This is a genomic window from Xanthomonas dyei, assembly GCF_002939865.1.
Classification (GTDB): domain Bacteria; phylum Pseudomonadota; class Gammaproteobacteria; order Xanthomonadales; family Xanthomonadaceae; genus Xanthomonas; species Xanthomonas dyei.
In genome coordinates, this window is record NZ_MDEE01000027.1 from 58,145 (window position 1) to 68,072 (window position 9,928).

The following is a 9,928-nucleotide window of genomic DNA, read 5'->3' on the forward strand; positions in this document are numbered from 1 at the left end:
CTAGTTGCTGCACGCTAGCCTGTTGGGCGATCAACGTCATCTCAGTGCATCAGAACGATAGCCAGATCGATAATGCGTGAAGGGCGAGGCCGATCAATCCACCGACCAAGGTCCCGTTGAAGCGAATGTATTGCAGATCGCGTCCGACACCCAATTCCAATTGTTCGACGAGGTGACGTTCGTCCCAACTTTTTACGGTCGATGCAATGTGCTCGGTGACCGATGCGCGCAGGCGCGTGGTGAGTTTGTCGGCTGCCTGCAGCATATGCTGGTTGAGTGCGTCGCGCAGTGACGGATCTTGCGACAACGCCTGGCCGAGCGATTGCATGGAGCGCTCCATGTGCGCGGCCATCGACGACTGCTCACGCGCCAGATCGTTGCGCAGCGCAGCGCGGATCTCGCCCCACAGGCCCTGCACGTATTCCTGCAGCGCGGGATGTTGGATGGCACGTTGCTTGAGTTCTTCTACACGCGTGGCCATTTCCGGCTCGTCACGCAGGCGCGCGATGTAGCCTTGCAGCCACGCTTCATAGTCGAGCCTGATTGGATGCTCGGGCGTCTTGAGGATGTCCTGCAATTCTTCGATGGCCGCACGCGCCATGCGGTCGGCCAGACTGTCGCCGATCTCTTCGATCGGCTTGATCCAGTTCACCGTGCCGACCAGCTTGGGCCATTCGCGGCGCGCATACCGCACGATCAATGCAGACGCGCGCGTCTTGACCTGTTCCTGGTCCAGCCATTCGCCCAACCGCAGCAGCACTTCGTCGAGCAATTTCTGATGGCGCCCGTCGGTGGTGAGCAGCGCCATCACATCGCCGACCGTCGCGGCGGCGTTCCACTTGCGCAGGCGGTCCACCACGAAGCGCTGGATGGCGCTGCGCACGGCGGCTTCGTCCAGCAGCTCCAGCGCCTGCAACATCCAGCCGCGCGCCATCTGCGCGAGCATGCGCGCCTGCTCGGGCTTGGTCAGCCATTCGCCGAGGCGGCTGGCGGGGTCGAACACGCGCAGCTTTTCCATCAACGCAGCGGGCGCAAGGAACTGGTCGCGCACGAACACCGCCAGCCCGTCGGCCAGCCGTTCCTTGCCGCGCGGCAGGATGGCGGTGTGCGGGATCGGCAGGCCCATTGGGCGGCGAAACAGCGCCACCACCGCAAACCAGTCGGCCAATGCGCCCACGGTGGCCGCTTCGCAGAAGGCCGACACCCAGGCCCAGATGCCTTGCTCGCCCATCAGGTGACTGACGATAAACCCGGCGAACATCGCCAGCAGCAAAGCCACCGCCAACAGCTTCATGCGCTGCAGCTGGGCACGACGGGGATCGATGGGGCGGGGAGCGCTGAGACTGGGTTCCATCCGCGAAGTGTACCCAGTCGTTTGACCAGGGCATGTCCACGGCAGGTGGCGCCGTCGTGGACGGTTGTTGGTGGCCGCGTCTTCGGTACCTGTGCTCAAGCTGCGCTTGCAACGAGGCGACCAAGCGTCCATCGCCGTCGTAGGAGCGCACCCGGGCGCGACGGGCTTTATCGGGACTGCCCGTCGCGCCCAGGTGCGCTCCTACGGGATGGTAGTTAGCTAGCGGGTACGCGCGCTCAGCCGCGCAGGCGCTCCAGCTGCGCTTGCAGTGCGGTCACCTTGGACTGCAGTGCGGCGTTTTCGTTTTCCAGTTCGGTGACGCGGCGTTGCAAGGCCTTGAGGTCGCGGCGCTCGGCTTCGCCGCCTTCGACCTCGTCGGGCTTGGGCTTGCGCTTGGCGTCGCGCACACGCTTGGCGGCCTGCTTGAGTTCGGCCTTGCCGGCCTGCGCGGCGGCGCGTTGTTCGTCTTCCGACAGCGTGGCCACGGCGGCCGCGGCGCTGATCGAGATCTCGCCGGCCTTCACTGCCTGTACCACTTCCGGCGCGGCCTGTTTGTGGATGCGCTCGATCATCACCACCTGGTTGCTGCTCAGGCGTGCTTCGCGTGCCAGCTCGGCGCGGCTCACCGGGGTGGAGGTTTCCTCCCACGGCGGGCTGTCGGTGTCGTCGCTCGCGGGGGCCGCGCTGTCGTCGAGGCCGGTATCGGCCTGTGCGTCATCAACCACCGGCGCCTCGGCGGCGGCATCGGCCTCGCGCTGGCTACGCTGGCGGGCGGCCAGGATCTCGCGCTTGCGCAGCGCCAGCACGCCACGCTGGAAGTCGGACACGCTGCGCCGGCCAAGGTGCTGCTCGATCATCCATAGATGCACGTCCTGCATCGACTGGAAGCGTGGGTTCTGCACAGTCTGGAACGGCAGCCCGTGCTTCTGGCAGAGGCCGTAGCGGTTGTGGCCGTCCACCAGTACATCGCCCCACAACACCAAGGCATCGCGACAGCCTTCGGCCAGCAGGCTGCGCTCCAGCGCCTCGTGCTCGTCGGGTGTCAGCGGGTCGATGTAGGCCTTGAGTTCTTCTTTGACAACGATGTTCATGGGGCAACTGCAGGGGGAGTGCGGGGCCGGCATTGTAGAGAGCCTGCTCCGGCTTTGCGCGCTTGACGTGGCACCCGCGCCCGTGACACGCGAGCGCCATCGTGGAACGGCCACGCGCGCCGTCACCGGCTATCTTCAGGCGAGCGGCGCGTACGGCGGGAGACGACGCAGCGAAGCCCTTGCAGCGCGCGGCCAGGGCCCGCGTGCCTCTGCCTGCAACGCACCCATGCCGCCGGCCGCGCTAGTCCACCAGGCGCAGGATGCCGGCCAGCGTCTCGACCATCTGCCCGATCTGCTCGGGGGTGACGATCAACGGTGGCGACAGCGCGATGACATCGCCGGTGACGCGCACCAGCAGTCCGCCGTCGTGGAAGCAGCGCTCGAACACCTCATAGCCGCGTGCACCGGGGGCGCCATCGCGCGGCGCCAGTTCGATGGCGCCGATCAGGCCGACGTTGCGGATGTCGATCACGTGCGGCAGGCCGCGCAGGCTGTGCAGCGCGTCTTCCCACTGCGGGCCGAGCGTGATCGCACTGGAAAACAATCCTTCCTCGGCATAAGTGTCCAGGGTCGCAATCGCGGCCGCGCAGGCCAGCGGGTGGCCGGAGTAGGTATAGCCATGGAACAGCTCGATGGCGTTGTGCGGGCCGTGCATGAAGGCGTCATGGATCGCATCGGCCACCAGCACCGAGCCCATCGGCACGGTGCCGCTGGTCAGCCCCTTGGCGGCGGTGATGATGTCGGGCGTGACGCCGAAGCGCTGCGCGGCGAACGCCTCGCCCACGCGGCCGAAGCCGGTGATCACCTCGTCGAACACCAGGAGGATGCCGTGGCGGTCGCAGATGGTGCGCAGCCTTTGCAGGTAGCCTTCCGGCGGCAGGATCACCCCGGCCGAGCCGGACACCGGTTCGACGAATACCGCGGCGATGGTGGAGGCATCGTGCAGGGTGATCAGCCGTTCCAGGTCATCGGCCAGTTCCGCGCCGTGCGTCGGCAGCCCGCGCGAATAGGCATTGCGCTGCAGATCCAGCGTGTGGCGCAGATGGTCGGTGCCGGCCAGCAGTGGGCCGAACCACTTGCGGTTGTTGGGCAGCCCGCCGATCGACATGCCGCCGAAGCCGACCCCGTGGTACGCCTTCTCGCGGCCGATAAAGCGGGTGCGATGGCCCTCGCCGCGCAGGCGGTGGTAAGCCAGCACGATCTTCATCGCGCTATCCACCGCCTCCGAGCCGGAGTTGGTGAAGAACACATGGCCCAGGCCGGGCGGCGCGATGGCGGCCAGGCGCTGCGCCAGCACGAACGGCAGCGGTGAGCCCATCTGAAAGGTCGGGGCGAAATCCAGCGTGCCGGCTTGCGTGCGGATCCCCGCCACGATGCGTTCGCGTGCGTGGCCGGCATTGCAGCACCACAGGCCGGCGGTGCCATCCAGGATCTGCCGGCCGTCGACATCGCGGTAGTACATGCCGGCGGCCGAGGCGAGCAGGCGAGGGCGCGCCTTGAACTGCCGGTTGGCGGTGAACGGCATCCAGAACGCGTCCAGCTGCGCCGGTGTCTGCGATGCAGGCGCTTCGTCGCGCGGAAGTGGGTCGTGCATGGCCGGCTCCGTCACGGGGGTCGCCCGACTGTACGCAGCCATCGCCTTGGTCGTCACCTTGGTCTCGGGTGGGAATGGGCGATATGCCCTAACAGGCTTGGCGGATGCCCGTCGATCTAATACATAAGAACTAGTTAATTAGTCGCAGCGCCGGCCGCTAAGCTCAGGGAACGCTTGCGTGGCGTGTGTGTGGCAATGCAATGGAACGCTGCGAGGCGTCGCCAAGCATTGCAAAGCTGCAAGGATTGCCGATGATGCGCCAGACAACCGCCGGTTGGGCCTGGTCGCCGCCGCTGCTTATATCGCAACACGCCAATCGATCGCAGCCGTCAATCTTTTTTATCGCAGTTCATCGCACTATTTTTTTGGGGAATGAGTAATGACGCAAGGGTCCACCGTGGCGACAGCCAGTGGCGCAGACGCCGGTCTGCTATCCAAGGAGCGCATCATTGCGCGTCCGGGGTTCAATCGTTGGCTGGTGCCGCCGGCTGCGCTGGCGATCCATCTGTGCATCGGCATGGCTTACGGCTTCAGCGTGTTCTGGCTGCCGCTGTCCAAGGCGCTGGGCATCACCGAAGCGATCGCCTGCCCGGCCGACATGGGCCTGTTCGCGCGCATGGTGGCGACCACTTGCGACTGGAAGATCAGCGAGCTGCAGTGGATGTACACCCTGTTCTTCGTGCTGCTGGGCTGCTCGGCGGCTATTTGGGGCGGTTGGCTGGAACGTGCCGGCCCGCGCAAGGCCGGCGTGGTCTCGGCGCTGTGCTGGTGCGGCGGCCTTGTGATCTCGGCGGCAGGTATCCACTTCCATCAGATCTGGATGCTCTGGCTGGGCTCGGGCGTGATCGGCGGTATCGGTCTGGGGTTGGGCTACATTTCGCCGGTGTCGACCCTGATCAAATGGTTCCCGGACCGTCGCGGCATGGCGACCGGCATGGCGATCATGGGCTTTGGCGGCGGCGCGATGATCGGCAGCCCGCTGGCCGATGCACTGATGCGCCACTTCGCTACCCCCACCTCGGTGGGCGTAATGGAAACCTTCCTGGTGATGGCTGCGCTGTATTTCGTCTTCATGATGGCCGGCGCCTTCAGGTATCGCGTGCCGCCGAGCGGCTGGACCCCGGCCGGCTGGACCGCGCCGGTGGCCAGCACCAACGCCATGATCACCGCCAACCACGTGCACGTCAGCAAGGTCTGGGGCATTCCGCAGTTCTGGCTGCTGTGGGGCGTGTTGTGCCTGAACGTTTCGGCCGGCATCGGCGTGATCGGCATGTCCTCGCCGATGCTGCAGGAAGTGTTCGGCGGCCGGTTGATCGGCGTGGACATCGGCTTCGGCAGCCTGGATACGGCTCAGCTGGCCAGCATCGCGGCCATCGCGGCCGGCTTCACCGGTCTGCTCAGCCTGTTCAATATCGGTGGCCGCTTCTTCTGGGCCAGCATGTCCGACAAGCTCGGCCGCAAGAACACCTACACGCTGTTCTTCGTGCTGGGCATCTGCCTGTACGCGGCGGCGCCGTCGGCCGGTGGCGTGGGCGGTATCGCGCTGTTCGTGGGCATCTTCTGCATCATCCTGTCGATGTATGGCGGCGGCTTCGCCACCATTCCGGCCTATCTGGCCGACCTGTTCGGTACCCAGATGGTCGGCGCCATCCATGGCCGTCTGCTGACCGCCTGGGCCACCGCCGGCATCCTCGGCCCGGTGGTGGTGGGGTATATGCGCGAGTACCAGCTGGCGCACGGCAGCCCGCCGTCACAGGTCTACAACACCACCATGTACATCCTCGCCGGGATGCTCGTGCTCGGCCTGATCTGCAATTTGTTGGTGCGCCCGGTGGCCGCGCGTCATTTCATGACGCCGGACGAACTGGCACGCGAAAAGCAGCTGGCGCACGAGAAGGTCGACCGTAGCGGGCATGCGGTGTTGCCGCCGGAACAAATGGCGCGCATCGGGCATGGTGGCAACCCCGCACTGGTCGCGTTCGCTTGGCTGGCGGTCGGCATCCCGATGGCGTTCGGTATCTGGGTGACGCTGCAGAAAGCCTTTGTGCTGTTCCATTGAGGTGAGATGACCAGTCCGTCTTCCCGCACAGTGCGCCCCGGTAGTGTGGTGCGCACGGTTGTCCGCCATCGCGGCGGTCGCGGTGCCACGGTGCAAGACATGGTGGCGGCCGAAATGCCGGTTGCCCTGATCTACAACCAGGTGCCGTTCGCGGTGATGATGGCCACGCCGGAGGACCTGGAGGATTTCGCGCTTGGGTTCTCGTTGAGCGAAGGCATCGTCGACCACGCGCAGGACCTGCGCGTGGTCGCGGTGGAGACCTTTCTGGAAGGCGCTTCGCTGCAGATCGAGATCCCGCCCGAGCGCGCGGCCGCGTTGGACCAGCGGCGGCGCAATCTGGATGGACGCAGCGGTTGCGGCGTGTGCGGCAATGAATCGATCGAGGCGGTGCTGCGTGTGCCGCCGCGCGTGCAGTCGACGCTGCAGATCGACGCCGATGCGTTGGCGCGTGCGCTGGATGCGTTGCATACGCAGCAGCCGATCGCCGCGCAGACCGGCGCGGTGCACGCCGCCGGCTGGGCCGATGCGAACGGCGTGGTGCAGCTGGTTCGCGAAGACGTCGGGCGCCACAACGCGCTGGACAAATTGATCGGTGCATTGGCGCGCGCGCGCATCGATGCATCGCAAGGGTTTGCGGTGGTCACCAGCCGCGCCAGTTATGAAATGGCCATGAAAGCCGCGCAGGCCCGGATTCCGCTGCTGGCAGCGATTTCGGCACCTACTGCGCTGGCGATCAGCCTGGCCGACAGCGCGGGACTGACCCTGATCGGGTTTGCCCGCAATCACGATTGTGTTGTTTACAGCCATCCACAACGCCTGGATCTGGGCGTTGCCGTGGGAGAGCCCGCATGAGCAAGAAAACCATCAAGCAGTACGACAATCCCGCGGGCGGCTGGGGCGCATTGCGCTCGGTGGCCAAGCACCTGATGGAACAGGACATCGCAGTGCAGGGCGCCAAGACGCTGCTGCACGCCAATCAGCCGGACGGCTTCGATTGCCCGGGCTGCGCCTGGCCGGATCGCGACCATACCTCCACCTTCGAGTTCTGCGAAAACGGCGCCAAGGCCGTGGCCGCCGAATCCACCGCGCGCCGCGCCGGGCTGGAATTGTTCGCCTCGCACAGCGTCAGCCTGCTGTCGCAATACAGCGACTATTGGCTGGAAGGGCAGGGCCGGTTGACCCACCCGATGCGCTACGCCGCCGCCACCGACCACTATGTGCCGGTGAGCTGGGACGATGCGTTTGCGCAGATCGCCGGCCATCTCAATGGCCTGGCGACCCCGGATGAGGCGATCTTCTACACCTCCGGGCGCACCAGCAACGAGGCGGCGTTTTTGTATCAGTTGTTCGTGCGCGAGTTAGGCACCAACAACTTCCCGGATTGCTCCAACATGTGTCACGAGCCATCCGGCACCGCGCTGCGTTCGCAGATTGGCGTGGGCAAGGGCACGGTGTCGTTGCACGATTTCGAGCTGGCCGATGCGATCTTCATCTTCGGCCAGAATCCGGGCACCAATCACCCGCGCATGTTGGGCGAGTTGCGTCAGGCCTCCAAGCGCGGCGCGGCGATTGCGGCGTTCAATCCGCTGCGCGAGCGCGGTCTGGAGAAGTTCGCCGACCCGCAAGACAAGCTGGAGATGCTGCACAACGGTTCCACCCGCATTGCCTCGGATTATTTCCAGCTCAAGATCGGCGGCGACCTGGCGGCGTTGAAGGGCATCATCAAGCATGTGCTGGAGCGCGATGCGCAGGCCCAGCGCGATGGTGCGCCGCGCTTGCTGGATCTGGAGTTCATCGCCGAGCACACCGCCAATTTCGACGCCTTCGCTGCCGATGTGCATGCGGAAGCCTGGGACACCATCGTCGAAGAGTCCGGCCTGGACGAAGCGCAGTTGCGCAAGGCTGGCGAGATCTATCTGAAGGCCGAGCGTGTGATCGCGTGCTGGGGGATGGGCATCACCCAGCACAAGCACTCGGTGGCCACCATCCACATGATCACCAACCTGCTGTTGCTGCGCGGCCATCTGGGCCGGCCCGGCGCAGGCGTTTGCCCGGTGCGCGGGCACAGCAACGTGCAGGGCGACCGCACGATGATGATCTATGAAAAACCACCCGCCGCGTTTCTGGACAAGCTGCAGTCGGTGTTCGGTTTTGCGCCGCCGCGCGAAGACGGCTTCGACACCGTCGGTGCGATAGAAGCGATGCTGGACGGGCGCGGCAAGGTGTTCTTCGCAATGGGCGGCAATTTTGCCGCCGCCACGCCGGATACCGATGCCACGCACCGCGCGCTGCGCAACTGCGAGCTCACCGTGCACGTCACCACCAAGCTCAATCGCAGCCACCTGGTGCATGGGCGCGATGCATTGATCCTGCCGTGCCTGGGGCGTACCGAAATCGATATCCAGGACGCCGGCTCGCAAGGCGTGACGGTGGAGGATTCGATGAGCATGGTGCACCTGTCGGCCGGCATCAATCCGCCGGCCTCGCCGGACCTGTTGTCCGAGCCGGCGATCGTGGCGCGCATGGCCGAAGCCACGTTGGGCGCGCGCAGCGCGATCCGCTGGCGCTGGCTGGTGGGCGACTACGACCGCATCCGCGACCTGATCGCGCAGGTCTTCCCGGACTTTGCCGACTTCAATCAGCGCGTGCGTACGCCGGGCGGTTTCCGTCTGTCCAACACCGCGCGCGACCGTAACTGGGTCACGCCCGAGCAGCGTGCGGTGTTCAAAGCGCACGCGGTGCCTACCGACAACCCGATCCATCGCGCGCGGCGTTCGCGGGGCGATCAGATGGTGTTTACGCTCGCCACCACGCGCTCGCACGATCAGTACAACACCACCATTTACGGGCTGGACGATCGCTATCGTGGCGTGTTCGGCGAGCGCCGCGTGCTGTTCATCAATGGCGCCGATATCGCCGCGTTGAACATGAAGGCCGGCGATTGGGTGGACCTGGAAAGCCTGTGCGAAGACGGCGTGCATCGCGAGGCGCGGCGCTTCTTGCTGGTGGACTACAACATTCCGCGCGGCTGTCTGGCGGCGTATTACCCGGAAACCAATGCGCTGGTGCCGCTGTCGAGTTTTGCCGACGAAGCACGTACGCCGACCTCCAAGTCGATTCCGGTGATCGTGCTGCCGCATCGCGCCGAAACCGCCGACGCGGCGCCGCGCGATATCGGAGCGGTGCTTGTCCGCTGATCCGCAGCTCACCGCGCAGTTGCTGCAGGCGCTGGCCGACACGCCCGAGGGCGTGTCGCTGTCGAGGCTGTGCAAGCAGCTGGGCGTGCGCATGAGCGTGTTGTTGCGCACGCTCGCGTGGCTTGGCAGCGCCAATTTGGATGGCCAGCCCGGTCCGGGTTGGATTCACGTGGAAGAGCGCGGCGATCGGCAATTCGCGGTGTTGACGCCGGCCGGGTTGGCAGAGCACGCACAGCGCAAAACTGCGCAAGCGCCGCAAGGCGGCTGAATAACTTGCTGGTTGTTTGTTGAAGACCATGTACGCCGATATTTCTGCCTGCTCCTTGCCCAGCCACCATCGCGGGACTTTTGGCTGCTAAGTTGAAAGCTTAGGCAATCGAGTGCGCGGTGCCCTCACCGCTCGCGGGACACGCCGTGAACCCGTCCCTGGGGGCTCGATGGCGGCATCCATGCCGCCAACGGTCCCGCAATCGGCGAGGGCACCGCACCAGATAGTTGGCTGGTGACGTTATCGAAGAACGAAGACACTGCAGCAGACAGTTAAGGAAGGTCTGAATAACGATGCCTGAGAGGGCAGAATGTCCGCATCGTTCCGGAGAATCGCGTTTGGATCTTCGGAGTTTCGCCATTTCT

7 protein-coding genes are annotated in these 9,928 nt (G+C 65.5%); 4 read left to right on the plus strand and 3 right to left on the minus strand.

The genetic code is table 11. The features are described 5' to 3' along the window. Nucleotides 1-49: 49 nt before the first annotated feature. From XdyCFBP7245_RS16405 to aptA, 3 genes are all read right to left on the minus strand, one after another. Nucleotides 50-1,354 carry a DUF445 domain-containing protein gene (locus XdyCFBP7245_RS16405; RefSeq protein WP_104616608.1) on the minus strand — a complete coding sequence of 435 codons (1,305 nt, stop codon included), beginning with the start codon at nt 1,352-1,354 and terminating at the stop codon, nt 50-52. A gap of 236 nt (nt 1,355-1,590) precedes the next feature. Beyond that, nucleotides 1,591-2,445 carry a plasmid replication/partition related protein gene (locus tag XdyCFBP7245_RS16410; RefSeq protein ID WP_104616609.1) on the minus strand — a complete coding sequence of 285 codons (855 nt, stop codon included), beginning with the start codon at nt 2,443-2,445 and terminating at the stop codon, nt 1,591-1,593. A gap of 241 nt (nt 2,446-2,686) precedes the next feature. After that, nucleotides 2,687-4,039 (minus strand): omega-aminotransferase AptA, encoded by a 1,353-nt coding sequence (gene aptA / locus XdyCFBP7245_RS16415; RefSeq protein WP_104616617.1) that lies wholly within the window; start codon nt 4,037-4,039, stop codon nt 2,687-2,689. Between the two features lie 379 nt (nt 4,040-4,418). Here aptA and XdyCFBP7245_RS16420 point away from each other — a divergent pair, with 379 nt between their 5' ends. The 4 genes from XdyCFBP7245_RS16420 to XdyCFBP7245_RS16435 are packed head-to-tail and all read left to right on the plus strand — an operon-like array spanning nt 4,419 to nt 9,563. Then, complete coding sequence (locus XdyCFBP7245_RS16420) at nt 4,419-6,098, plus strand: OFA family MFS transporter (protein WP_104616610.1); 1,680 nt, start codon at nt 4,419-4,421, stop codon at nt 6,096-6,098. 6 nt (nt 6,099-6,104) lie between these two features. Further along, the gene (fdhD, locus tag XdyCFBP7245_RS16425; RefSeq protein WP_104616611.1) at nt 6,105-6,950 is read left to right on the plus strand and encodes a formate dehydrogenase accessory sulfurtransferase FdhD; all 846 of its coding nucleotides are present in this window, start codon (nt 6,105-6,107) and stop codon (nt 6,948-6,950) included. Beyond that, complete coding sequence (locus tag XdyCFBP7245_RS16430; RefSeq protein WP_104616612.1) at nt 6,947-9,295, plus strand: FdhF/YdeP family oxidoreductase; 2,349 nt, start codon at nt 6,947-6,949, stop codon at nt 9,293-9,295. The genes fdhD and XdyCFBP7245_RS16430 overlap by 4 nt, the downstream gene beginning before the upstream one ends. After that, nucleotides 9,285-9,563: a hypothetical protein gene (locus tag XdyCFBP7245_RS16435; protein ID WP_170068683.1), complete on the plus strand. Its 279-nt coding sequence runs from the start codon at nt 9,285-9,287 to the stop codon at nt 9,561-9,563. Before XdyCFBP7245_RS16430 ends, XdyCFBP7245_RS16435 begins: the two co-directional genes overlap by 11 nt. Nucleotides 9,564-9,928: the final 365 nt, after the last annotated feature.